Below are 24,324 nucleotides of genomic sequence, written 5' to 3'. Positions count from 1 at the left end.
CGGCGATCCGGCGAATCCGTCCAGGGCATCGGTGATGGTGCCGGCCCGTTCGCCGCGAGCGATGAGCAGGGACATGCGACGTCATGTTCTCTCCGGTGATCGAGTCGGAGGGGTCGTGTCACGCGAAAGGGCCCGGAGCTCGCCCCATCGGTTTTAGCACCGCACCCGGTTGTTCAGCGGCGCCGGATTTCCTGAACAAACAACTTCGCGGGCGCAGATCCCCGGGCCGTGACCCGGGGATAGGGTGTCCCGCATGGGGCGGCCTGAGCGCGACCTGAACCCGGAGAAGGACCCGCTGCACCGATTCGCCACAGAGCTCAGGAAGTTGCGGATCGAGGCGGGAAAACCCAGTTATCGCGAGCTCGCGAAGCGCGCGCATTTCTCTGTCACGGCCCTCGCCGAGGCGGCGGGCGGTGCCGTTCTGCCCAGCCTCGCGGTCACGCTGGCCTATGTGGAGGCCTGCGGAGGTGACCGCGCGGAATGGGAGGAGCGCTGGCGGGCGCTGGAGGAGCAGCTCAAGGAGCCGGTCGAGCAGGACGGGCCGGAGGGGGCGCCGTACCTGGGGCTGCGGACGTATGAGGCGGACGACGCGAAGCTGTTCGTCGGGCGCGAGAGCACGGTGCGGGAGCTGTGCGACACGTTGCGCCGCACGTCGTTCCTGGCGGTGTTCGGGCCTTCGGGCGTCGGGAAGTCGTCGTTGCTCCGCGCCGGCCTGCTGCCGGCGCTGCGGGCCGACCACGGGCCGGACGGCAGGGGCTGGCCGGTCGCGTTCCTGACGCCGGGGGAGCTGCCGCTGCGGGAGCTGGCCGTTCACCTGGCCAACGCCGCGGACGTGGCCGCCACGTCCGTGTACGACGCGCTGCGCGCCGAGCCGTCGTCCGTGCGCACCGCGATCGCCCAGGTGCTCGCCAGGGGTGGCGGGGGCGGTCGCATGCTGGTGGTCGTCGACCAGTTCGAGGAGGTCTTCACCCTGTGCGAGGACGAGGACGAGCGGGCCCCGTTCGTCGCCGCCCTCCTCGCCGCCGCCACCGAGCCCGCCGCCCGCGTCGTCATCGCCATGCGCGCCGACTTCTACGGCCACTGCGCCGCCTACGCCGATCTGGTGGCCGCGCTGCGGGACGCCCAGGTGCTCATCGGCCCGATGGACGAGGACGGGATGCGCCAGGTCGTCAGGGTCCCGGCCGAGCGCGCCGGGCTGAAGGTGGAACGCGAGCTGGTGGAGCTCGTCGTGGACGAGTCGCGGGGCCAGCCGGGGGCGCTGTCGCTGATCTCGCACGCGCTGCTGGAGACCTGGCGGCGGCGGCGCGGCGGCACGCTGACGGTCGCGGCGTACCGGGCGACCGGCGGGGTGCACGGCGCCGTGGCCCAGACCGCGGAGCGGGTGTACACCTCCCTCCCGCCGGGCGAGCGCGAGCTCGTACGGCACCTGCTGTCGCGCCTGATCGTGCCCGGCCAGGGGACCGAGGACACCCGCCGCCGCGCCGCGCGCACCGAGCTGGCGGAGGGCGAGAGCACGGCGCGCATCCTGGCCGAGCTGGTCGCGGCCCGCCTGGTCACGGTGGACGAGGACACCGTGACGATCGCCCACGAGGCGCTGATCCGTGGCTGGCCGCGGCTGCGCGGCTGGCTGGAGGAGGACCGCGGGCTGCTCCTGGCGCACCGTCGCCTGACCGAGGCCGCCGCCGAGTGGGACCAGCACGGCCGCGACGACGCGTTCCTCTACCGCGGGGCGCGCCTGAGCGCCTGGGACGGCCGCTCGGGCGATCGGTTCAACGCCCTCGAGCGTGCCTTCCTCGACGCCTCCCACCGCGGCGAATCGGCCGCCCGCGGGCGGCGCCGCAGGCGGGCGCGGCTGCTGACGAGCGGGTTGCTCGTCGTGGTGCTCGTGGTCAGCGCCCTGGCCGCCGTCGCCATGACGCAGGCCAGGCAGGCCGCCGACCATCGGGACGTCGCCGTGTCCCGCCAGCTCGCCGCCGAGGCCCAGGCCGAGCTGGCGCTCAACCCCGAGCGCGGGTTACGCCTGGCCAGGCAGGCCCACTCGGTGTGGCCCACGGTGGAGGCGGAGACGGCGCTGCGGCAGGCGCTGATCGACGACCGGCTGATCGTCACCCGGCCGGGCTTCGGGCGCACCCTCGGCGTGGCCTTCGCGCCCGATGGCGACCGGCTCGCCGTCACGACCGCCGACGGCCTCGCCCGCGTGTGGGACTGGGGGCCCGGCGGCCTGTCCGAGCGGCCGCCGGCCGTGCTGCGCGGGCACGAGGGGGAGGCGTGGAGCCCGGTGTTCAGCCCCGACGGCCGCCGCCTGGCGACCACCGGCCTCGACGGCACCGTACGGGTGTGGGACCTGGCGGGCCGCGCGGCCCCGCTCGTGCTGCGCGGGCACAAGGGCCCCGTGTGGGGCGCCGCCTTCGGCCCCGACGGCCGGCGCCTGGCCTCCATCGGCGACGACGGCACCCTGCGGCTATGGGACCTGACCGGCCGCGCCGACCCCGTGGTCGTCAAGGCCCACCCAGGCGTGGCCGGCGGCGTGGCCTTCGACCCCGACGGGCGGCACGTGGCCACCGGCGGCGCGGACCAGCTGATCCGCGTCTGGGACCTGGAGGACCGCGCCCACCCGGTCGTGCTGAAGGGGCACGCGTCCATGATCAAACGCATGGCCTTCACCCCCGACGGGACCAGGCTGGCCAGCGCCGGCATCGACGGCACCGCCCGCATCTGGGCGATGGACGACCGCGACGCCGAGCCCGTCGTGCTCCGGGGCCACGAGGGCAGCGTCGAGGGAGTGGCGTTCAGCCGCGACGGGCACCGCCTGGCCGCCGCCGGTGACGACGGCTCGATCCGCGTCTTCGGCACGGCCGGCGGCGGCGACCCGCTGGTGCTGCGCGGCCACGACCGGGTCGTCTGGAACGCCGAGTTCAGCGCGGACGGGCGCCACCTGGTCAGCGTCGGCGACGACGGCACCGTCCGCGTCTGGGACGCCGCCGGCATGGGCGAGCCCGCTATCCTGCGCGGCCACCGCGGTGAGGTGTGGAACCTGGCCCTGTCGCCCGACGGGACGAAGCTGGCGAGCGGCGGCGCCGACCACGCCGTGCGTCTCTGGGACGTCTCGGGCAGGGTTCGCCCGACAGTGCTGCGCGGCCACACCGGCCAGGTGTACGGCCTGGCCTTCGGTCCGGGCGGGCGGCTGCTGGCCAGCGGGAGCGGCGACACCACCGTACGGATCTGGGACACCACCGGCGCGGCCCGGCCCCGCGTGCTGCGCGGGCACGACCAGCCGGTCGGCGCCGTGGCGTTCGCCCCCGACGGTCGGCACGTGGCCAGCATCAGCAACGACGGAACCCTGCGCATCTGGCCCGTCGACGGCACGGGCCCGCCGCGCGTGATCAAGGTCAGCTCCGAGATGCTGCGCTACGTCGCCTGGAGCCCCGACGGCCGGTACGTGGCCACCTCCGGCCTCGACGGCCTGGTCCGCCTGTACGCCACCGCCACCTACGGCGCCCCGGCGGAGCTGCGCGGGCACGAGGGCATGGTGTGGGCGGTGACCTTCAGCGCGGACAGCCGCCGCCTGGCCAGTGTGGGCAGCGACGCCACCGTCCGCGTCTGGGACGTCGCCGCCCGCGGCACCCCGCTCGAACTGCGCGGGCACCAGGGCGCGGTCTGGCAGGCGGCCTTCGCCCCGGACGGCCGCTGGGTGGCGACGAGCGGACACGACGACACCCTGCGCCTCTGGCACGACGGCCGCCCGGGCACGCCCCTGACCGTCACCGGGTTCGCCGCCACCGTCGAAGCCGTCGCCTTCCGCCCGCCCGCCGCGCACGGGGACGGCGCCGTACGGCTGGCCACCGCCCACGGGGACGGCACCGTACGGCTGTGGACCTGCGACGCCTGCGCCCCGATCGAACGCATCCTCACCGAGTCCGACACCCGCCTGGCCGCCCCGACCGCCCCCGCCGGCTGACCCTCCCGCCACCGTTGAGCGACCGCCTGCGGGCGCACGCACGGCGCCTGACGGGCGGGACCGCGCGTCCCGCCCGTCCTCGGGCGTGATCAGAAGGACAGCTCGCGCCAGTTCTTCACCTCCTCGGCGGTGAGGGCGCGGGCGAGGATGGCGGCGCGGTCCACGGCGCCGGTCAGCCGCTGGCCGCCGCCCTGGTCGGCGCCGAAGCGCAGCGGGCGGGAGGTGCAGCCGGTGATGCCGTCGGAGGTGGCCTGGCCGGTCGCCTTGCGTTCGCCGTCCACGTAGACGGTGATGGCGCCGGTGCGGTCGAGGGTGACGACCAGGTCGATCCAGCGGCCGGTGGGCAGGGTGGTGTTGACGGTCACGTTCGTGCCGGCGCCGATGAGGCGCAGCGTGTTGCCGGGGGTGAGGTCGATGAGGACGCCGTCGGTGCCGGGGTCGCCGGACGGCTGGGAGTCGAACAGCCGGCGGTAGCCGCTACCGCCGATCTTGACCTCGGCGGCGAAGGTGGCCTCCTGGACGAACCCGAGCGTGGTGGGGGCGGTTTCGAGGTAGGTGTTGCCGTCCAGGACGAGGCCGCTGCCTGTCGGGGCGGTGGTGTCGTAGGCGGGGGCGCCGCCCGTGACGGTGGCGTCGCGGCCGTTGCCGGAGGCGTCGGTGACCGTGCCGCCCTCCTTCGGGTCCCAGACGACCAGGACCGAGCCCGGGGCCGGCGGGGCGCACGGGTCCAGGGTGAGCACGGCGCCGGCCGCGCCCTTCCACGAGTCGCCGGTCACCGCGGCGGCGGCGAGCGCGGCCCGGCGGGTGCCGTCGGACGGTCCCGGGGTGACGGTGAAGGAGGCGGTGCGGGTCAGGCCGGGCGCGACGGCCGCGAGGTGGCGGGTGGCCGGCTCGACGGTCCAGCCCCGGGGCACGGTGAGCGTCACGTCGGAGGCGGGCACCGAGCGGCGCCGGGTGGCGGTGACCGCGACCTCCGCCTGGAACGGCGTCCCCGGCACGGCCCCGGCGGGCACGTTCAGGGCGACGGCGGCCTCGTTCTGGATGGTGTACGTCTTGCCGGCCCGGGCGTTCCAGCTCAGCGTGTCGCCGTCGCGATGCGGCCCGACCTCGTGCCCCTGCTCGTCGTGGACCCGGTAGCGGCCGGCGAGGAACGTCGACCTGACCTTGATCGGGCCGGTCCTGCCGGGGCGCACGGTGACGGTGTCGGGGGCGCCGTTCTTCCAGGTGGCGTCCACGGTGACGTCGCCTCGGGCGCGCAGCCCGGTCACCGATCCGTCGCGCCACGCGGACGGCAGGGCGGGCAGCACGTGCACCACGTCGTGCTGGCTCTGCACGAGCATCTCGGCGATGCCGGAGGTGGCGCCGAAGTTGCCGTCGATCTGGAACGGCGGGTGGGTGTCCCACAGGTTGTCCAGGGTGGAGGACTTGAGCTGTTCGGCGAGCATCTTGTGGGCGTGGTCGCCGTCCAGCAGCCGCGCCCAGAAGTTGATCTTCCAGGCCTTGGACCAGCCGGTGCCGCCGTCGCCGCGCGCGGTGAGCGAGATCTTCGCCGCCTCCGCCTCCGGGCTGCCCGGGGCGATCTGGTTGCCGGGGTGCAGGGCGTACAGGTGGGAGACGTGCCGGTGGGTGTCGGTCGGGGAGTCCCAGTCGCCCTTCCACTCCTGGAGCTGGCCCCAGGAGCCGATCCGCAGGCCGGGGTCGAGCCTGGCCAGGGCCGCGCGCACCTCGGCCTGGAAACCGGCGTCCACGTTCAGCTTCCCGGCCGCGGCCAGGGCGTTGCCGAGCACCTCGCGGACGATCTGCTGGGACATCGACGCGCCGGCGGAGAAGTCGCCGTGCTCGGGGGAGTAGCTGGGGGAGACGACGAGCCGGCCGTCGCGGGGATCGGTGTGCAGGAAGTCCAGCCAGAACTCGGCCGCGCCCTTGATCACCGGGTACGCGGTGTCGCGCAGGTAGGCGGTGTCGCCGGTGAAGCGGTAGGTGTCGTAGAGGTGCTGGGTGGTCCAGGCGGCGGCCTCGGGGAACCAGAAGGAGCTGGCCCAGTCGTGCACGCCGGTGAAGCCGAACGGGTTGGTCTCGTTGTTGACCACCCAGCCGCGGGCGCCGTACATGTCCTGGGCGGTCTTGCGGCCGGGCGCCACCAGCGCGGAGATGTAGCGGTCGTACGGGGTGGTCGTCTCGTGCAGGTTGGTCTGCTCGGCGAGCCAGTAGTTCATCTGCAGGTTGATGTTGACGTGGTAGTCGGCCGACCAGGGCGGGCTGGTGGAGTGGTTCCACACGCCCTGCAGGTTGGCCGGGAGCACGTCGTTCTCGCGGGAGGAGGAGATGAGCAGGTAGCGGCCGTAGGCGAAGAACAGGGCCTCGAGCGCCCGGTCGTCGGCCGCGGCGCCGCCGGCGTAGTTCCTGCGCAGCTGGTCGGTGGGGACCTGCGGCGCCCGCTGGCCGAGGTCCAGCTCGACCCGGTCGAACAGCTCGCGGTAGTCGGCGACGTGCGCCCGCCGCAGCTCGTCGTAGCCCTTCGCGGCGGCCGTGTCGACGGCGGCGGTGACCTTGGCGTGCGGGTCCTCGCCCCGGTAGGCGGGGTAGGTGCCGGCGTAGTCGGTGCCGGCCGACAGCACGAGCACGGCGCTGTCGGCGCCGGTGACGGTGATCCTGTCTCCGTCGTCGGTCCTGGTGCCGCCCTGGGCGACCACCTGCACCTGCGCCTCGAAGCGCATCCTGTTGTCGCCGAGCTGCCCGCGGATGGTGAGCCGCCCGCCGGAGGCGGTGACCGTCTTGTCGTCGCGCGGCGAGGTGTGCCGCAGCGTGAACGACACCTTCCCGCCCTGGTCGGCGGAGAGCCGGCCGACGATCACGTTGCCGGGGTTGCTCGCGAAGAACTCGCGCGTGTGGCGGACGTCGCCGGCGGTGTAGCCGACCCGGGCGACGGCCTCGCGCAAGCTCAGCTCGCGCCGGTAGCCGGTGGGGCTCTGGGGCGCGTCCGGGAAGTCCAGGAACAGGTCGCCGAACGTCTGGTACGCGCCGAAACCGGTCTTGGGCTGCCCCAGCTTGGCCGCCACCGCCTCCGGCGTCATCCTGCCGTCGCGGTCGATCCGCTGCCGCACCTCCTCGATGGCCCCCGGGCGCGGCGTCCTCCAGTTGCCGGAGTCGTAGCCCGGCGACCCCGGGCCACCGGTCCACAAGGTCTTCTCGTTGAACTGGAGCCGCTCCGACGCCACGCCACCGAACACCATCGCGCCCAGGGGGCCGTTGCCGATGGGCAGCGCCTGGGTCTCCCAGTCGGTGGCGGGCTTGTCGTACCAGAGCGTCAAGTCATCGGGTGTCTCGGCGGCGGCGGGAGCCGCTGATGCGGGGGCGGACAGCCCGGTGGCGAGCATGAGAGCGGCGATCAGGCCGGGGCCGAAGCGCCGCCGTGGGGGGTGAGGCACGATTCCTCCGATCACAGGAGTGTTGATCCAAGGAGATAGCACCGAAACCCGGACGTAACAAGAGGGGCATCCGATGTCTTCGGAGACCTGGGTGCCCGTCATGATCCCCTTCGCGAGGGCGTCAGAAGGGGAATTGATCGGATGTCCTTGTCCATGAGATCCCCGTCCGGCCCGGGGGCGGCCGGACGGGATCGCTTCTTCTTACAGGCGGGTGGTGAACTCGTGGGTTCCCGCGCCCACCTCCCGCGGCTCGGCTTGCGGCAGGTCCACCAGCGCCGAGGTGCCCGGCGGCACGGTGGCGGTGACGGTGAGTGTCGTGCCGTCCGTGTTCCAGGAGACCGCCGCCGGCCCGTAGGGGGTGTCGAGGCGGGCCGAGGCGTGGGTGAGGCCGCCGCCGGGGCGGGGGGCGATGCGCAGCCGGCGGTAGCCGGGCTCGTCCGGGGCGAGGCCGGCGACGGTGCGGTGCAGGAAGTCGGCTACGGCGCCGAGGGCGTAGTGGTTGAAGGAGGTCATCTCGCCGGGGTTGACCGTGCCGTCGGGGAGCATGCTGTCCCAGCGTTCCCAGATGGTGGTGGCGCCCATGGTCACCGGGTACAGCCAGGACGGGCAGTTGCGCTGGGTCAGGAGCTGGTAGGCGGTGTCGTAGGCGCCGACGGAGCAGAGGGCGTCGCAGATGAGCGGGGTGCCGACGAAGCCGGTGCCGATGCGGTGGTCGTCGGCGGCGACCAGCTCGACCAGGCGGCGGCCGGCTCGCTCGCGCTGGCCGGGGCCGTCGAGCAGGTCCAGGCAGAGGGCGAGGGCGTAGGCGGTCTGGGTGTCGCAGGCCAGCCGTCCGGACGGGGTGACGAACTCGCGGCGGAAGGCCGCCCGCACCTCGGAGGCCAGTTCGGCGTAGCTGGTGGCGTCGCCGGAGTGGCCGAGCAGCGCCGCCGTGTCGGCCACGACGCGGGCGGTCCAGGCGTGGTAGGCGGTGGCGACGAGGGCGTGGTCGGTACGCGCCTTGCCGGGGTTGTCCGGGGGCGCGGCGGGGTCCAGCCAGTCGCCGAACTGGAAGCCCTCGTCCCACAGGTGGTCGGCGCCGGTGAGGGAGGTGACCTGGTCCACCCAGGCGGTCATGCTGGCGTACTGGGTGCGGAGCAGGCCGAGGTCGCCGGTGCGCTGGTAGAGCACCCAGGGGACGAGCACGGCGGCGTCGCCCCAGGCGGCGGTGGGTGAGACGTCGAAGGCCAGCGGCACCCACGGCACGTAGTGCGGCACGGTGCCCACCTCGGCCTGTTCGGCGGCCAGGTCGGCGAGCCAGGACGTCAGCGGTCCCGCGCAGTCGTAGAGGAAGGCGGCGGCCGGGGCGAAGACCTGGATGTCGCCGGTCCAGCCGAGGCGTTCGTCGCGCTGGGGGCAGTCGGTGGGCAGGTCGACGTAGTTGCCGCGCATGCTCCAGCGGACGTTGTCGTGCAGCCGGTTGAGCAGCGGGTCGGAGCACTCGAAGTCGCCGATGGGCCGCATGTCGGTGTGGCAGACCACGGCCACGACGTCGGAGGCCGGGTCCAGCTCGCCGGGCCAGCCGTCGATCTGGGCGTAGCGGAAGCCGTGGGTGGTGAAGCGCGGCTCCCACTCCTCGGGCTCGGCGTCGCCGCGCAGCGTGTAGGTGTCGAGCGCGGCCGCCTGACGCAGGGGCCGGATGGCGAGCGCGCCGTTCTCCAGGACCTCGGCGTGCCGCAGCGTGATGGTGTGCCCGGCGGGGCCCTGCACGCGGATGCGCAGGCGGCCGGCGATGTTCTGGCCGAAGTCGAGGATCGTCTCCCCGTCCGGGCCGGTCAGGACCGCGACCGGGCTCAGCGTCCCGGTGCGGCGCACCGGCGGGCCGGTGGGCGCGACGAGCCGGGCGGCGTCGTGGGGGAGCGCGTCGGCGGGCAGCCAGGAGGAGTCGTCGAAGCCGGGCTCGGACCAGCCGGACGGGAGCAGCCGGGCGTCGTGCTTCTCGCCGTCGTACAGGCTGGTGGCGGTGACCGGGCCGGGCGCGCAGCGCCACCCGTCGCCGTCGGTGGTCACGACGTCGGTGCTGCCGTCGGCGTAGGTGATCTCCAGCTGGGCGATGAGCGCGGTGCGGTCGCCGTAGAGGTCGGTCTTGCCGCCGAGGAAGCCGATGCGGCCGCGGTACCAGCCGTCGGCCAGGGTGGCGCCGAGGGTGTTGCCGCCCTCGCGCAGCAGCTCGGGGACGTCGTGGGTGCGGTAGCGCAGTCGGTGGGCGTAGCTGCTCCAGCCGGGGGCGAGCACGTCGTCGCCGACCACCCGGCCGTTGAGCTCGATCTCGTACAGGCCGTGCGCGGTGACGTACAGGCGGGCCCGCTCGACGGCGGCGCGGGCGCTGAAGTCGCGGCGCAGCAGCAGCGCCGGGCCGTCGGGCACGCCGAGCAGCTCCAGCGGCGGCGCGGCGGCGGCCGCCTGCCAGTCGGCCGGGTCCAGCAGGCCGGCCTCCACGTAGGACCAGGGGCTCCAGTCGCTGACCGAGCCGTCGGCGCCGTGCACGCGCACCCGCGCGCCGCGCCGCTCGCGCGACCCGAGCGGCGCGCCCGGCCAGGGCACGAGCACCGACTCCGCCGAGTCGACGCGGCCGGTCGTGGTGCCGTCGCCGAGCTCGATCTCGTACGCCTGCTGCCGCCAGCCGGGGGTGTCGGCGGTGACGGTCCAGGACAGGCGGGGTGCGGGTTCGCCGATGCCGAGGGGCTCGCGATGGTGTTCGAAGGTGGGCGTGCTGACGTTAAGCAAGGCGCTCCTTAGCCCTTGATGGCGCCGGCGGTCATCCCGGCGACGATCTTGCGGTTGAAGAAGATGAACAGCACCAGGGGCGGGATCGTGATCAGGACGATGTCCATGAACAGCAGGTTCCACTGGGTGTTGTACTGGCTCTGGAAGTTGTAGAGGGTGACCTGCACGGTGGCGTTCTCGTCACCGGGCAGCAGGTAGAGCGGGTTGACGAAGTCGTTGAAGATCTGCACCGAGCTGGTGAGGATGACCGTGATGGTCACCGGCCGCAGCAGCGGGAAGATCACCCGGAAGAACAGCCGCAGCCCGCCGCAGCCGTCGATCTGGGCGGCCTCGTCCAATTCGCGGGGGATGGCGGCGATGAACGCCCGGAACAGCAGCATCGCGAACGACAGGTTGAAGGCCACCTCGGCCAGGATCAGCCCCGGCAGGGTCTTGAACAGCCCGAGCGCCTGCAGCAGCCAGATGGTCGGCACCACCGCGGGCGGGATGATCAGCCCGGACAGCACGAGGAAGTCGGCCAGCTTGGCGACCTTGCCGGGACGGCGCTGCAGCACGAACGCGGCCATGGCGGCGAAGACGACGATCAGCGCCACGGAGGCGACGGTGATGATGGTGCTGTTGACATAGGCGCGCAGCAGCACGTAGTCGCGGGCCTCGATCACGGCCAGGAAGTTCTCGACGATCGGCCAGTTCGTGGGCCAGGCGAAGTCGAGGTCGGTGGCCTGGGTCTGGTCCTTGACGGCGGTCAGCAGCATGAGCGCGAACGGGACCAGGAAGATCACGGTGGCCAGGACCAGGGCGACCGCTTCCGCGCTGAGCCTGCGGAGTGCTCTCATGCGGTGACCTGCCTCCTGCCGAGGAAGTAGTTGAGCGGCACGGCGATGGCCGTGACGATGAGGAACAGCAGCACGTTCCCGGCGGTGGACAGGCCGAAGAAGCCCGCCTGGTACTGCTTGTAGATGATCGAGGCGATGGTGTCGCTGGTGAAGCCGGGCCCGCCGCGGGTCATCGTCCAGATCAGGTCGAACGAGCGCAGCCCGCCGATGAACGACAGGATGATCACCGAGTACGTGGCCGGCCACGACAGCGGCAGCGTCACGTGCCGGAACCGGTGCCAGGCGCTGCCCCCGTCCACGGCGACGGCCTGGTAATACTCCGACGGGATCGACATGATGCCGGCGATGTAGATGACGGTGGCCAGGCCCACGCCCTTCCACACGTCCACCAGCGCCACCGACAGCAGCGCGGTCGAAGCGTCGCCCAGCCAGTCGCGCCCGTCGATGCCGACCAGCCCGAGGGCCTGGTTGACCAGGCCGGTGTCCGGCTTGAGCAGCATGCTGAAGGTGATGCCGACCGCCACCGTCGAGACCAGCACGGGGAAGAACACCACCGAGCGCAGGAAGCCGCGCAGCCGCAGCCGGGAGGTGAGCAGCACGCCGAGCAGCAGGCCGAGCACGACCTTCAGGCCGCTGGTGACGACCGCGTAGACGAGCGTGTTGACGAAGCCGATGCGCAGGTTCTGCTCGGCCAGGAAGTCGCGGAAGTTCTCCAGACCGACGAAGGTGCTGTCGAACAACGTCCAGCGGGTGAGCGCGAAGTAGAAGGCCATGGCCGTCGGCACCAGGAAGATGACCAGGTAGACGACGGCGGCCGGCAGGTACAGCCAGTAGGGGTAGGCCGCGTTGCGCCGGCGGCGGGAGGCGCGGGCGTGACCCGGCGCGGCAGCCGGGCCGGGCCCCGTGCGGGGCCCGGTGTCCTGCTTCGTCACCACCCTGCGAGCCCCAGCTGCTTGGCCTGCTTCTCCACGTCCTTGTCGTACTGGGCGGCCCCCTCGGCGGGCGGCGTCAGTCCCGAGCCGACGGCGACGGTGATCTGCTCAAGGGACGGGCCCTTGACCGGGGAGACGAACTCCAGCGCGGGGGCGGTGGTGCCGCCGTCCACGTAGGCCTGCAGGTCCTTGGCGGCCTGGATGGCGTCCTCGGGCAGCTTGGCCCCCTGGATCCGGTACGGCCCCGTCGGTGGCACGACCTTGTTGACCGCCTCGGCCGAGGCCGGCGAGGCGATGAAGGCGAGGAACTTCTTGGCCGCCTCCAGGTTCTGGGTGGTCTTGGCGATGTAGATGCCCGGGGGCTCCCAGACCGTGGCGCCGTTCTTGGCCGCGTCGGTGCCCGGGATGCCGAAGAAGCCCACGTCGGTGGCCGCCTGCGGCAGCGTGGCGATCACCGGCGGCAGGGCGGAGCTGAGCATCGCGTAGTGCGCGCCCTTGCCCTCGGCCAGCATCTTGACGCCCTGGTCGTTGGTGGCCGAGCCGAAGCCCTCGTTGAGGTAGCCCTTGGCGTGCACCTCGGCCAGGTGGTCGAACCCGGCCTTCGCCGCGGGCGTGGACGCGAACTTGACCTTGTTGGCCGTGTAGTCCTGCGCGAAGGTCGGCACCGCCGCCTGGACGTTGTAGTAGTCGCCCAGCACGAACAGCTGCGAGGTCCAGGTGTCCTTGAACGTCGTGATCACGGGGGTGATCCCGGCCGCCTTGATCTTGTCGTTGTTGGCCATGAACTCGGCCCAGGTCTTCGGCACCTCCAGCTTGAGCTGCTCGTAGATCTTGCGGTTGTAGAGGATGCCGCCGCCGGTGAGGGTGCCCGCCGGGACGCCGTACACCTTGCCGTCCTGGCTCACCACCGGCAGGAAGTCCTTCTGCACGTTGGCCAGCACCGGGTCGCCGGTCAGGTCGACCATGGTCTGCGCCGGGTTGAGCGCCTGGAGCAGCGAGCCGGAGTTGTACCAGAACACATCCGACATGTCGCCCGTCGAGAGCCGGGTCTTGACGATGTTGTCGCCCTCGCTGCCTCCCGGGCGGGTCTCGGTCTCGATCTTGATCTTGGGATTGGCCTGCATGAAGGCGTCCGCGAGCGCTTTGGCCGTGCCGGTCGTCCCGGGGCTGTTGTCGACGAGGAACTTCAGGGTGGCCGAGCCGTCGGCGGCGGGCTCCGAGCCGGCGCCAGAGCCCGAGCCGCACGAGGTCAGGGCCGCCATCGCGAGAACGGCCAGGGCCGCTCCAGTCATGCGGTGCGAGGTCTTCACAACGCCCCTCCGGGTTCGTTGAAACGTTTTAAGCGTCCCCCGATGCGAGTTAACGTAGGCGTTACACGGCAGAGCGTCAAGAGGACGATTGGGGAACGGTCCCCAATCGTGATTCTCGTCAGGAGGGGCATCCGGGCAAGGATGCGGGATCTGCTGGGTAACGTTACCCATCGCGTACGATGCGGCGGGGCTCGTACAATCGGGCGGCGTCGCGTTCAGGAAGGCGGCACATGGTCACACGAGACCGGCAGCGCAGAGTGACGATCACCGATGTGGCCCAGCACGCCCAGGTCTCCACCACCGCGGTGTCGAAGGTGCTGCGCAACGCCTACGGCGTCAGTGAGGCGATGCGGGCCAAGGTGCAGGCCGCCATCGACGAGCTCGGCTACCGCCCGCACAACGCGGCCCGGGCCATGCGCGGGCGCACCTTCACCATCGGCGTGCTGCTGCCGCACATCCGCAACCCGTTCTTCGCCGACATCCTCGACGGCCTGACCGAGGAGATCTCCGCCAGCGGCTACCAGGCGATCATGGTCCAGAGCGGCGGCCGCGACCCCGCTGCGGAGCGCCGCGCGAGCGACGCGCTGGTGGACCGGCAGGTGGACGGCGTCCTCTGGGTCGCCCCCGCCTGTCCCAAGGCGCAGCTGGAGAAGATGGCCACCGACACCCCCACCGTGGTGCTCGGCCGCCACGACCGCTCGGCGCTGTACGACTGCGTGCTCGACGACGACGAGGTCGGAGCCGAGCTGGTCGTCGAGCACCTCATCACGCTCGGGCACCGCCGCATCGCGCACATCACGCAGAAGGACACCATCGGCGGCCGCTCCGCCGCCCTGCTGCAGACCATCCGGGCCGCGACCTACGAACGGGTGATGACCGAGCACGGCCTGGCCGGCCACATCGCCGTCGCCGCCACCTCCTACACCGAGGAGGGCGGCTACGAGGGGGCGCGCGAGCTGCTGGCGCGTGACCCGCGCCCCACCGCCATCTTCGCCGGCGCCGACCAGGCCGCGTTCGGCGCCCTGGCGGCCGTGCACGAGGCCGGCCTGGCCGTGCCCGGGGACATCTCCGTGGCCGGCTACGACAACGCCCGGATGACCGGCCTCGCGCACGTCGCGCTGACCAGCGTCGACCAGGACGGCGCCATCATGGGCAAGACCGCCGGCCGGCTGCTGCTCGAACGCATCGGCGGGCGCACCTCCGCGGTGCGCTTCTCCGTCACCCCGACCCTCGTGCCCCGCCGCTCCACGGCGCCGCCCGCGACCCGGTAGCCACCCGCCTGTGGCGGCGGGCGGCGAGAGGTGCATTTCGTGCTAGCTCTGGCGCACTCCGGCCTAGCTGCGTGCCCGGCCGGGACGCAGGATTTGGCTTGGCGGAAACCCCTCACAGCCGGAAGGCACCACCGTGAAATTACCGCGCTCAGCCCCTGGCCGCCGTGTCGCCCTGGTCGTCGCCGCCCTGACAGTCCTGGCCCCGGGAGTGCAGCTGATCGCCACGGGCACCGGAGCGGCGGGCGTCCGCGACGACTGCGCCGGCGTGCCGTGGATGGACAGGTCCAAGTCCCCGGAGCGGCGGGCCCGCGCGCTGCTCGCCGCCTCCACCCTCGACCAGAAGCTGCGCTGGCTCGACGAGCACTCGGCCAACGACCCGGCGCGCACCACGTTCACCACCGCCGCGCCGCGCGAGCTGCCGCCCGGCGAGTTCGTGCCCGTCACCTTCACCATGCCGCCGCAGGTGCCCTGCACCCCGGCGATCCAGTACACCGACGCGCCCTCCGCGATCGCCGGCGCGGGCGCCGGGGTGACCGTCTTCCCGGCCAACGTGTCGCTCTCCTCCTCGTGGGACCGGGCGCTGGCGTACGAGAAGGGCGTCGCGATGGGGCACGAGGCCTGGCGCAAGCAGCGCAACGTGCTGCTCGGCCCCGGCATCGCCGGCGGACGCGACCCGCGCAGCGGGCGCACGTCGGAGTACCTCGGCGAGGACCCGGTCCTGTCCGGCCTCATGGCCGGCGCGTACAGCAGGGGCGTCGGCGCGAACGACGCCGAGCCAGTGCAGGCGCAGCTCAAGCACTTCGTGGCCAACGAGCAGGAGACCGACCGCAACAACAGCTCCTCCAACGTGGACGGGCGCACGCTGCGGGAGATCTACACCCTCCCGTACGAGATCGCGATAGACCGCGGCGACGTCGGCTCCGTCATGTGCTCCTACAACCAGGTCAACCACGACTGGGCGTGCGGCTCCCAGCAGTTGCTCGGGCAGATCCTCAAGCGGGAGATCGGGTTCGACGGCTGGGTGGTGTCCGACTTCGGGGCCCGGCACTACCTGACCGACGACCCGCCGTCGCTGAAGGCGGGCCTGGACCAGGAGCTGAACGCCTGGCGCTACTGGACGCCGATGGCGATCAAGGAGCAGATCGCCCATGGCCGGCTCAGCGAGGCCGACGTGGACGCGGCGGCGTACCGGATCGTGCGCGCGCACATCGCCTCCGGCCTGTTCGACGTGCCCCGGCTGAGCGCCCCCGACGCCGACGTCTCCACCCCGCAGAGCCAGGCGCTGGCCCGCAGGCTGGCCGAGCAGGGCTCGGTCCTGCTCAAGAACGACGGCGCCCTGCCGCTGTCGCGGTCGGTCAGGAAGATCGCCGTCATCGGCCCGACCGCCGCCAACACCCCGGCCACCGGCGACATCGACGCCTCCAGCGTGTGCCTGCACACCGCGCCGAACATCCCCTGCACGGCCAAGGCCCCGCTCGACGCCATCACCGCGCGTGCCCAGGCCGGCGGCGCCACGGTCAGCTACGCCGACGGCACCGACCTGGCCGCCGCCGCGGCCACGGCGGCCGCCGCCGACGTGGCCGTCGTGTTCGGCCACTACCGGGAGGGCGAGTTCGCCGACCGCCCGAACATCTCCCTGGACGCCGGCGGCGACGCCCTGATCGCCGCCGTGACCGCCGCCAACCCCCGCACCGTGGTGGTGCTCCAGACCGGCGGGCCCGTGCTCATGCCGTGGATCGGCTCAGTGAGGAGCGTGCTCGAGGTCTGGTACGCGGGTGAGGAGATGGGCCCGGCGATCGCGTCGCTGCTGTGGGGCGACACGGCGCCCAGCGGAAAGCTCACGCACTCCTTCCCGAGGTCCGAGGCCGACCTGCCGACGGCGGGCGACCCGCGCCGCTACCCCGGCACGTTCTCCGACGGCTCGGTCGTCCGCCCGCCCGGCAACACCGAGCCGCGGCAGGTCGAGTACGGGGAGGGCCTGCGGGTCGGCTACCGCTGGTACGCGGCCCAGGACATCGAGCCTCTGTTCCCGTTCGGCCACGGGCTCACCTACACCACCTTCGCCTACGACCGGCTCCGCGTCACCGCGCACCGGGACCTGCGGGTGAGCTTCCGCCTCACCAACACCGGCAGGCGGGCGGGCACCGAGACGGCGCAGGTCTACGTCGAGCTGCCGCCCAGCGCGAACGAGCCGTCCAAGCGCCTGCTCGGCTGGGAGAAGGTCACCCTGCGGCCGGGCGAGTCCCGTACCGTCCGGCTGACCCTCAGCGCGGCCGACCTCGAGGACCTGCATCTGCTGCAGTACTGGAACACCGGCACCGGCAGATGGACCACCGCCAGGGGCGTCCACCAGGTCAGCGTCGGCACCTCCTTCGACACCTCCCTGCGCGGGCGCTTCGTCATCCGCTGAGCGCACGCTCCCCGCGACGAGCGGCGTCGCGCCGCTCGTCGCGCGGGGGCGGGGAGCACGCGTCAGCCGACCTGCCGCTGCTCGGTCCACGAGCGCAGGCGTATCGTGTTGTCCCTGAACTGCGTCCGGTACGCCGACGCGCTCATCCCGTAGTGCGCCCGGAAGCGGCGCGCGAAGTTGTTGGCGTCCGGCCAGCCGACGGCCTCGCCGATCTGGGTGATGGAGTGGTCGCCGTGCAGCAGCATGGCCGCCGCCAGCTCGACCCGGAACCGCGACAGGTAGGCCATCGGCGGCAGCCCGGTCTCCGCCTTGAACCGCCGCACCAGGTAGCCGCGGCTCAGGTGCAGCTCCGCGGCCAGGTCGGTGAGCGTCCACGGACGCGTCGGATCGGCCTCCATCAGCCGCATGGCACGGACGACCATGGGATGGCCGGGCCCGGTGGCCGCCTCGGAGCCGACGGCGGTGCTCGCCACGAACCGGGCCACGCCGCCGAGGAACTGGATGAGCCGGGCGATGACCTCGCTCCGGTAGAGGCTCAGGGGCCGGAACCGCAGCCGGTCGAGCGCGTCGAGCGGCTCGACGCACTCGGTGAGGGCGGTCGAGTCGAGCCGGGTGGTCAGCATGCCGCGGCGCTGCCCCGAATAGGGGCCGGTCCACAGCAGATGGTTGAGCAGCGGGTCCTCACGGGCCCACGCCAGCTCGCGCTGCAGCAGATCGCTGGAGAAGCAGCAGTTGAACACGTCGAGCCGCCGGCAGCCCTCGTAACCGTGCCAGACGCCGGGCCGCAGCAGGACGACATCGCCGACGGCCAGCGGCTGACGCCCGGCCAGCGAGACGTGCACCCCTTCCCCGCCGGTCACCACGGCCACCTCGACGAAGCTGTGCGCGTGCACCGGATGGCTCTGCTCGTGCAGGTAGTGACCGGCGTAGGCCAGCGTGCCCTCGGTGAAGTGCAGCAGCCCGCCCGCGCGGTCGATGGGTGGCTCGTCCATGCCCGGACTGTATCCACCGCGGGCCGGCCGCCGCCGACCGCCGTCAGGGGGCCGGCGGCACCCGCTGGGGCCGGGCGTCCCGGGCTCCCGGGGCGTGGCCGAGGTAGGCCGCGCCGTTGACCCAGTTCTGCGTGAGCCACCGCGCCGCCTCGTTGAGATCGCCGTCGCGGATCGCGGCGATGATGCGCCGATGCTCGTCGACGCTGAGCCGGGCCCGTTCGGCGCCGCCGAAATACATCGCGTCGTAGCGCTTCAGCAGGGGCTTGGTCTGGCAGATGAGCCGCATCAGGTGCGGGTTCGCGCAGGCCGACAGCAGCAGGCCGTGCCACTGGTCGTCGAGCGTGGCCAGGTCGCCCCCGCTCTCCACGGCGGTGCGCATGTCGTCGTTGAGCCGGTCGAGCCGGTCGAGCAGCCCGAGGAGATCCTGCGGGGTGCTCCAGCGGAGCGCGAGCGCTTCGAGCTCGCCCACCAGCGGGTAGAGCTTGCGCGCCTCGTCGAGGTCGAGCGGCGGTACGTGAAAACCGCGCCGTGGCTCGGCGACCAGCAGGCCACGGTCGGTCAGCTCGACCAGCGCCTCCCGCAGCGGGGTCCGGCTCACCCCCAGCTCGGTGGCGAGGCGGACCTCGTTCACCCGGGCCGCGGCCGCCAGCCTGCCGTCCAGGATGCGGGCGGTGACCTGGTCGGCGATCTCCCGCCGGAGCGGGGCGGAGTTGCTGTCCACCCCGGCATCATATTGCGTTCAAGCCGCAGATTCTGTATTCAATTTCTATGAATTGTATACAGCAACAGTTCGACGTCGCTCGCGCCCGGATGGAGACACCCGGGTGCACGCAGGTCACCCACCTGGACAACGCGGGGACCGCCCTGCCTCCCGCGACCGTGACGGACACGATGGTCGCCCACCTGCGCGCGGAGGCGCTTCGCGGTGGCTACCGGGCGGCGGCCGACGCCGCGCCGCGACTGTCCGCGGTCCGCGAGTCCATCGCCACCCTGCTGAACGCCGGGAGCGCGGACATCGCCCTGGCCGACAGCGCCACCAGGGCGTGGCAGGCGGTGTTCTACGCCCTGCCGTTCCGCCCCGGCGACCGCATCCTGACCTGCCGGGCCGAGTACGCGAGCAACGTCATCGCCTTCCTGCAGACCGCCGAGCGCACCGGGGTGCGGATCGACGTGGTCGACGACGACGCCGACGGACAGCTGGACGTGGCGGACCTGCGGCGGCGCCTGGACGAGCGGGTCCGCCTGATCGCCATCACCCACGTCCCGACCCAGGGCGGCCTGGTCAACCCCGCCGAGGAGGTGGGCGAGATCGCCCGGGAGGCGGGCGTCCCGTTCCTCCTGGACGCCTGCCAGTCGGCCGGCCAGCTCGACCTCGACGTCGAACGGCTGCGCTGCGACGCCCTCAGCGCGCCCGGCCGTAAATACCTGCGCGGCCCGCGTGGCACCGGCTTCCTCTACGTCCGGCCCGAGCTCCGCGAGCGGCTCCAGCCCGTGGTCCTCGACCTGCACTCGGCCACCTGGACCCATCCCGACCGCTACCGGGTGCGGGAGTCCGCGCGGAAGTTCGAGACCTGGGAGCACAACGTGGCCGCGGCGCTCGGCCTGGGCGCCGCCGTGGACCACGCGCTGTCCTGGGGGACCGCCGCCATCGAAGAGCGCGTCGGCCTGCTCGGGCGGCGGCTCAGGGAGCTGCTGTCACAGGTGCCCGGCGTACGGGTGCACGACCAGGGCACCCGGCGGTGTGGCATCGTCACCTTCACCGTGGACGGCGTGCCCGCGGCCGAGGTGCACGACCTGCTGGCGAAGGCGGACATCAACACCTCGGTCTCGTTGCCGGAATACGCCCGGTACGATCTCGCCGCCCGCGGCCTGCCCGCCCTCGTCCGCGCCTCGGTGCACTACTACAACACCGACGCGGAGCTGGAACGGCTCGCCGAGGCGGTCGATCGGCTGCGCGGCTGAGGAGGGGCGGGCCGGCCGCCTCGGTACGCTGCAAGGACACCCGATCATGGAGGACACCGGTGAAGAGGCTGATCGCCCGGCTCTGGCTCGGCATCCGCGGGTCGACGCAGTGGCGGCTGCTCTACCTGTCCCAGGCCAAGTTCATGGTCGGGGTGACCGGTGTCGTCCGCGACCGGGACGGCAACGTGCTGCTGCTGCGGCACCGGTTCTGGGACGAGCGCCGGCAGTGGGGGCTGCCGACCGGCGGCGCGAAGCGCGGGGAGACGTTCGAGCAGACGGTGGTCCGCGAGGTGCGGGAGGAGACCGGGCTGGAGGTGAGCGTGGGGGAGCTGGTGCGGCTCAGGAGCGGGTTCCGGCTCAGGGTCGAGGTCGCGTACGCGGCCGCGTACGCCGGGGGCGGCACGATGCGGCTGAACCCGATGGAGATCCTGGAGGCCCGGTGGTGCGCCCCGGACGACCTCCCGGAGGGCCTGCTGGAGTCGCACCGCCTCCTGATCGAGTCGTCAGGTGGGCGGGGCGGCCGTGGTGGGGAAGGCGGGGCCGAGGTGCGCGGTGTCGTTGAAGCGGCGCAGGATCCATCGGGCCTCGGTCAGCACCAGGTGTGACACCGACGCGTTGTCGGGGCCGAGGAACGCGAACGGCCGCGACCCCGTGGCCGCCGCCAGCGCCTCGGCGATCACACCGCCGTGGGTGACGGCGACGATCCGCTGGCCGGGGTGGGCGGTGGCCAGCTTGTCGAGCACCTTGCGCACCCGCTCGGAGAAGGCGGCGGCGGGCTCGGCGCCCGGGATCACGTCCCAGCGTTCCTCGTCCGAAAGCCGCTTCGCGATCGGATGGCCCTCCGCGACCATGCGCCGGAACATGCCGCCTTCCCACTCGCCGAGGTGCACCTCCCGCAGGTCGGGCTCGACCACCGGCGTCAGGCCGAGCCGGGCGGCCAGCGGCGCGGCGGTCTGGGACGTGCGCCGCAGCGAGCTCACATAGATCGCGTCGATGGGCTCGGCGGCCAGCCGCAGGCCCACCCGCTCCGCCTGCTCGCGGCCCTCGGGCGCGAGCCCCGGGTCGCCCTGGCCGTCGACCAGGGGGAACGGCCGGTCGGGGCGAGCGGGCTCCGACTCGCCGTGCCGGACCAGGAGCACCTCGGTGGCGCCGGGCGGCGTACGGAATCGTCCCTGCCGGTACTCGACCGGCTTCCCGTTGTCAGGTCCCACAATTACCGAACATTACTCTATTGGCGATGGACGGGCCTCGCCGAGGAGCGGACGGTCAGGCGGCCGTAGGTGAGCTCGCCGCTGATCCGCACGTGCGGCCCGCCCGCCGGCCGGCGGCCCGCCGCCCTGCTGATCACCCTGCCCCATTCGGTGCGCAGCCCGTCGGTGTCGGCGCTCGCGCCGGCGGGCAGGATGATCGTGGCGCCCCCGTACGTGAGCCAGAGCTCGATGTCGATCCGCGAGTGCCGGATGACGGCCCGGGACAGGTCGAGCCGCACCCTGCCGTACTCCGACTCGACGTGCAGGCTGCGCGGGACGAGCCAGTCGCCCTCCCGGGTGATGCGCCCGCCGGTGGAGCCCAGCCGGACCACGTCGTCCGGCAGGTCGCCCACGATCGGCGCCAGCTCGTGGGCGGAGGCGGCGGTGAGCGCCCGTTCGAGTCGCAGCTCCAGCTCGGCGTGACCGAGCCGGCCGTCCGCGTACGCCTGCTGGACCAGCTCCACCGCCCGGTCCCGATCCCGGTCGGGCAGGAGGCTCATTTGCTGGCGGCCTTCTTGTACAGCCGCGTGGCCAGCGGCACGAACACGGCCAGGAGCACGACCGACCACAGCAGCGACACCGGCACCGCGTGCCGCAGCGGCCAGGCGGTGGGCACGGGGAGGCCCGGGCTGGTGTTGCCGAACAGCTCGCGCGCGGCCTGGACGAGCGTGGAGACCGGGTTCCATTCCGCGATCGGCTTCAGCGGCCCGGGCAGGCGCGCGCTGTCGACGAAGGCGTTGGACAGGAAGATCAGCGGCAACGACAGGAGGGTGGAGATGTTGTTGAACACCTCGGGGGTGCGCAGGGCCAGCGCGACCGTCGCCGTCACCCAGGAGAAGGCGTAGGCGAACAGCAGCAGCATCAGGAACCCGAGCGCGGCCTCGAGCGGGGAGGAGTGGATGCGCCACCCGACCAGCAGCCCGACGAGCGCCATCGTGACGATGCTGATCAGGTTCATGATCACGTCGCTGACGGTCTGACCGGTCAGCACCGCGGAGGGGGACATCGGCAGCGTGCGGAACCGGTCGAAGATGCCCTTCTGCAGGTCCTGCGTCAGGGTGTAGCCGGTGATCTGCCCGCTCTGGACGATCGTCATGACGAAGATCCCGGGGAGCAGGTATTCGCCGTACGACATGCCGGGCACGCTGATCATGCTGCCGAAGATGTAGGTGAACAGCAGCACGAACACGATCGGCAGCATGACCACGCCGCCCAGCAGGTCGGGGGCCCGCCGGATCTTCAGGGCGTTGCGCTTGGCGATCGTCATGCCGTCGGCGACGGCCAGTTGCAGGGCGTTCATCGGACGCTCTCCTCGGTCTTCTCGTCGGCCTGGTGTCCCGTGAGGGTGAGGAACACGTCGTCCAGGGTCGGCCGGCGCAGCCCGGCGTCGCGTACGGTGATCCGCTCGGCGGCCAGGTGGCCGAGCGCCCGGGGGAGCGAGGCCGCGCCCCCGGCGACGTGGATCGTCACCCGCAGAGCGGTGGCGTCGGTCTGCGGCTGCCCGACGGCCAGCGGTGCCAGCGCCCGCGCCACGGTCGCCAGGTCCGCCGCGTTCGTCACCGTCAGCTCGAGGCCGTCGCCGCCGACCTGGGTCTTGAGCTCGTCGTCGGTGCCGAGCGCGATCACGCGCCCGTTGGCGACCACCGCGATGCGGTCGGCCAGCCGGTCGGCCTCCTCCATGTACTGGGTGGTGAGCAGCACCGTCGTGCCGCCGCTCACCAGCTCGGCGATGACGTTCCACAGGCTCGCCCGGGCCCGCGGGTCCAGGCCGGTCGTGGGCTCGTCGAGGAACAGCACCGGCGGGTCGGCGACCAGCGCGCCGGCCAGGTCGAGGCGCCGGCGCATGCCGCCGGAGTAGCCCTGCACCGGGCGGTCGCCCGCCTCCGTCAGGTCGAAGCGCTCCAGCAGCTCGCGGGCGCGCTGCCGGCTGCGCTTGACGCCCAGGTGGTAGAGGCGGCCGACCATCTCCAGGTTCTCGGCGCCGGTCAGGTGGTCGTCCACGGCGGCGTACTGGCCGGAGGCGCCGATGTGGGCGCGCAGCCGGGGCGCGTCGCGTACGACGTCGAACCCGGCGACCGTGGCCCGGCCGGCATCCGGTCGCAGTAACGTGGTCAAGATCCGCACCGTGGTGGTCTTGCCGGCGCCGTTCGGGCCGAGCAGTCCGAACACCGTGCCCTCGGGAACGGTCAGGTCCATCCCGTCGAGGGCGGTCACGTCGCCGTAGGTCTTGACCAGACCCTCGGCCACTATCGCGTCAGGCATGAGCGGTCTCCTTGGTCGTCAGGAACGGTGGATGGCGATGTTGCCGTAGGCGGTGTGGGCACGCACCTCGACGACCTCGTCGGACTGGCCGGGGCCGTCGCTGGGGTCGAGGGCGACGTCCACGGTGCCGTACTGCGAGCTCACGTCGAGCCAGGCGGCGCTGCCCGCGCGGATGCCGAGCTCCAGCCCGCCGCCGGTGGTCTCCATGACGACCGCGCCGGACACCACCTCGCCGATCCGCGCGCTGCCGTACGAGGTCTTGATGGCGACGCCGGCCAGGGCGCGGTCGACGGTGATGTCGCCGTGGGCGTTGTGCAGCCGCAGGTCGCCGGTGATCGCGCCGAGGTGGAGCTCTCCATGGGAGTTGCCGAGCACCGCGGTGCCGTCGATCTCGCCGACGCGGATGTCGCCGTGGGTCGAGGTGATGTCGGCGTGCCCGGACGAGCGGGTGACCGAGATGTCGCCGTGGGTGGTCTTCAGGCGCAGCCGGCCGGCCTGCTCGACCCGGATGTCGCCGTACTGGCTGGTGAAGGTCACCTCGCCGAGCGGCCCCCGGCAGCGCAGGCCGGCCCCCGCCTTGGCGGTCACGCGGGAGCCGGACGGCAGGTCGATCGTCACGTCGACCGAGCCGTCCCCGACCAGCAGTGAACGCGCCCAGTTCGCGGGCGACTCCACGAGCTTGTCGAACGACAGGCCCCAGCCGTACGACGAACCGGCCCTGTCCTTGTCCGTGCGCACCAGGAGCCGGCCGTCGGCGTATTCGACCTCGGTGGCCTGGGCGACCTGCACGTCGGCGTCGTTGAGCTCGTCGCTCGGGCGGATCTCCACGACGGTGTCGGGGCGGTCGCTCGCGTTGATCCGGATGGTGGCGGTCGCCGAGTCGATGATGACGAGGATGGGTTCGGGAGTGTCGAAAGTCGGCATTGCGGTCCCCGCGTCGTAGGTTG

17 protein-coding genes are annotated in these 24,324 nt (G+C 72.7%); 5 read left to right on the top strand and 12 right to left on the bottom strand.

All coding sequences use genetic code 11. The features are described from left to right. Positions 1–253 precede the first annotated feature (253 nt). Positions 254–3,958: an nSTAND1 domain-containing NTPase gene (locus ACTWPW_RS27585; RefSeq protein WP_443170329.1), complete on the top strand. Its 3,705-nt coding sequence runs from the start codon at positions 254–256 to the stop codon at positions 3,956–3,958. A gap of 89 nt (positions 3,959–4,047) precedes the next feature. On the opposite strand, the gene ACTWPW_RS27580 is transcribed toward ACTWPW_RS27585, so the two are convergent. From ACTWPW_RS27580 to ACTWPW_RS27560, 5 genes are all read right to left on the bottom strand, one after another. Continuing rightward, positions 4,048–7,386 carry a glycosyl hydrolase family 95 catalytic domain-containing protein gene (locus ACTWPW_RS27580; protein WP_443170328.1) on the bottom strand — a complete coding sequence of 1,113 codons (3,339 nt, stop codon included), beginning with the start codon at positions 7,384–7,386 and terminating at the stop codon, positions 4,048–4,050. Positions 7,387–7,587: 201 nt separating this feature from the next. Beyond that, positions 7,588–10,152 carry a family 78 glycoside hydrolase catalytic domain gene (locus ACTWPW_RS27575; RefSeq protein WP_443170327.1) on the bottom strand — a complete coding sequence of 855 codons (2,565 nt, stop codon included), beginning with the start codon at positions 10,150–10,152 and terminating at the stop codon, positions 7,588–7,590. Positions 10,153–10,160: 8 nt separating this feature from the next. Next, positions 10,161–10,988 carry a carbohydrate ABC transporter permease gene (locus ACTWPW_RS27570; RefSeq protein WP_364130762.1) on the bottom strand — a complete coding sequence of 276 codons (828 nt, stop codon included), beginning with the start codon at positions 10,986–10,988 and terminating at the stop codon, positions 10,161–10,163. Further along, positions 10,985–11,920 (bottom strand): carbohydrate ABC transporter permease, encoded by a 936-nt coding sequence (locus ACTWPW_RS27565; RefSeq protein WP_375113694.1) that lies wholly within the window; start codon positions 11,918–11,920, stop codon positions 10,985–10,987. Before ACTWPW_RS27565 ends, ACTWPW_RS27570 begins: the two co-directional genes overlap by 4 nt. Continuing rightward, positions 11,917–13,212 (bottom strand): ABC transporter substrate-binding protein, encoded by a 1,296-nt coding sequence (locus ACTWPW_RS27560; RefSeq protein WP_443170326.1) that lies wholly within the window; start codon positions 13,210–13,212, stop codon positions 11,917–11,919. Before ACTWPW_RS27560 ends, ACTWPW_RS27565 begins: the two co-directional genes overlap by 4 nt. A 248-nt stretch (positions 13,213–13,460) precedes the next feature. Here ACTWPW_RS27560 and ACTWPW_RS27555 point away from each other — a divergent pair, with 248 nt between their 5' ends. Together ACTWPW_RS27555 and ACTWPW_RS27550 are read left to right on the top strand one after the other, a co-directional pair. Beyond that, positions 13,461–14,501 (top strand): LacI family DNA-binding transcriptional regulator, encoded by a 1,041-nt coding sequence (locus tag ACTWPW_RS27555; RefSeq protein ID WP_443170325.1) that lies wholly within the window; start codon positions 13,461–13,463, stop codon positions 14,499–14,501. Positions 14,502–14,634: 133 nt separating this feature from the next. Beyond that, entirely contained in the window at positions 14,635–16,911 is a 2,277-nt protein-coding gene (locus ACTWPW_RS27550; protein WP_443170324.1) for a beta-glucosidase family protein, read from the top strand. Positions 16,912–16,973: 62 nt separating this feature from the next. Here ACTWPW_RS27550 and ACTWPW_RS27545 read toward each other — a convergent pair whose 3' ends face one another. Further along, positions 16,974–17,903, bottom strand: coding sequence for a helix-turn-helix domain-containing protein (locus tag ACTWPW_RS27545; protein WP_443170323.1), 930 nt, complete (start codon positions 17,901–17,903; stop codon positions 16,974–16,976). A 43-nt stretch (positions 17,904–17,946) separates the two neighbouring features. After that, positions 17,947–18,624: a GntR family transcriptional regulator gene (locus ACTWPW_RS27540; protein WP_443170322.1), complete on the bottom strand. Its 678-nt coding sequence runs from the start codon at positions 18,622–18,624 to the stop codon at positions 17,947–17,949. A 47-nt stretch (positions 18,625–18,671) separates the two neighbouring features. Between ACTWPW_RS27540 and ACTWPW_RS27535 the strand changes: the two genes are divergently transcribed. Both ACTWPW_RS27535 and ACTWPW_RS27530 read left to right on the top strand, forming a co-directional pair. Beyond that, complete coding sequence (locus ACTWPW_RS27535) at positions 18,672–19,865, top strand: aminotransferase class V-fold PLP-dependent enzyme (RefSeq protein ID WP_443170321.1); 1,194 nt, start codon at positions 18,672–18,674, stop codon at positions 19,863–19,865. A 59-nt stretch (positions 19,866–19,924) separates the two neighbouring features. Beyond that, entirely contained in the window at positions 19,925–20,470 is a 546-nt protein-coding gene (locus ACTWPW_RS27530; protein ID WP_375113688.1) for an NUDIX hydrolase, read from the top strand. Here ACTWPW_RS27530 and ACTWPW_RS27525 read toward each other — a convergent pair. From ACTWPW_RS27525 to ACTWPW_RS27505, 5 genes are read right to left on the bottom strand one after another with little or no spacing between them, the layout of a single operon-like run. Continuing rightward, complete coding sequence (locus tag ACTWPW_RS27525; RefSeq protein ID WP_375113687.1) at positions 20,369–21,076, bottom strand: histidine phosphatase family protein; 708 nt, start codon at positions 21,074–21,076, stop codon at positions 20,369–20,371. The two genes, ACTWPW_RS27530 and ACTWPW_RS27525, sit on opposite strands and share 102 nt — an antisense overlap. A gap of 17 nt (positions 21,077–21,093) precedes the next feature. Beyond that, positions 21,094–21,615, bottom strand: a complete 522-nt coding sequence (locus ACTWPW_RS27520) for a DUF1707 SHOCT-like domain-containing protein (RefSeq protein WP_443170320.1) — start codon at positions 21,613–21,615, stop codon at positions 21,094–21,096. Then, complete coding sequence (locus tag ACTWPW_RS27515) at positions 21,612–22,415, bottom strand: ABC transporter permease (protein ID WP_375113685.1); 804 nt, start codon at positions 22,413–22,415, stop codon at positions 21,612–21,614. The genes ACTWPW_RS27520 and ACTWPW_RS27515 overlap by 4 nt, the downstream gene beginning before the upstream one ends. Further along, positions 22,412–23,377: an ATP-binding cassette domain-containing protein gene (locus ACTWPW_RS27510; protein ID WP_443170319.1), complete on the bottom strand. Its 966-nt coding sequence runs from the start codon at positions 23,375–23,377 to the stop codon at positions 22,412–22,414. Before ACTWPW_RS27510 ends, ACTWPW_RS27515 begins: the two co-directional genes overlap by 4 nt. An 18-nt stretch (positions 23,378–23,395) precedes the next feature. Then, positions 23,396–24,301, bottom strand: coding sequence for a DUF4097 family beta strand repeat-containing protein (locus ACTWPW_RS27505; protein ID WP_375113683.1), 906 nt, complete (start codon positions 24,299–24,301; stop codon positions 23,396–23,398). Positions 24,302–24,324 lie beyond the last annotated feature (23 nt).

Source organism: Nonomuraea sp. KM90, assembly GCF_052246675.1.
In the GTDB taxonomy this organism is placed as follows: Bacteria; Actinomycetota; Actinomycetes; order Streptosporangiales; family Streptosporangiaceae; genus Nonomuraea.
Note: the sequence above shows the minus strand (reverse complement) of the source record. Positions and strands in the feature narration are given on the sequence as shown.

Coding starts and splice junctions, on each gene's coding strand:
- ACTWPW_RS27585 (WP_443170329.1), top strand. CDS start 254: ATGGGGCGGCCTGAGCGCGACCTGAACCCGGAGAAGGACCCGCTGCAC.
- ACTWPW_RS27570 (WP_364130762.1), bottom strand. CDS start 10,988: ATGAGAGCACTCCGCAGGCTCAGCGCGGAAGCGGTCGCCCTGGTCCTG.
- ACTWPW_RS27560 (WP_443170326.1), bottom strand. CDS start 13,212: ATGACTGGAGCGGCCCTGGCCGTTCTCGCGATGGCGGCCCTGACCTCG.
- ACTWPW_RS27555 (WP_443170325.1), top strand. CDS start 13,461: ATGGTCACACGAGACCGGCAGCGCAGAGTGACGATCACCGATGTGGCC.
- ACTWPW_RS27545 (WP_443170323.1), bottom strand. CDS start 17,903: ATGGACGAGCCACCCATCGACCGCGCGGGCGGGCTGCTGCACTTCACC.
- ACTWPW_RS27535 (WP_443170321.1), top strand. CDS start 18,672: ATGAATTGTATACAGCAACAGTTCGACGTCGCTCGCGCCCGGATGGAG.
- ACTWPW_RS27520 (WP_443170320.1), bottom strand. CDS start 21,615: ATGAGCCTCCTGCCCGACCGGGATCGGGACCGGGCGGTGGAGCTGGTC.
- ACTWPW_RS27515 (WP_375113685.1), bottom strand. CDS start 22,415: ATGAACGCCCTGCAACTGGCCGTCGCCGACGGCATGACGATCGCCAAG.
- ACTWPW_RS27510 (WP_443170319.1), bottom strand. CDS start 23,377: ATGCCTGACGCGATAGTGGCCGAGGGTCTGGTCAAGACCTACGGCGAC.
- ACTWPW_RS27505 (WP_375113683.1), bottom strand. CDS start 24,301: ATGCCGACTTTCGACACTCCCGAACCCATCCTCGTCATCATCGACTCG.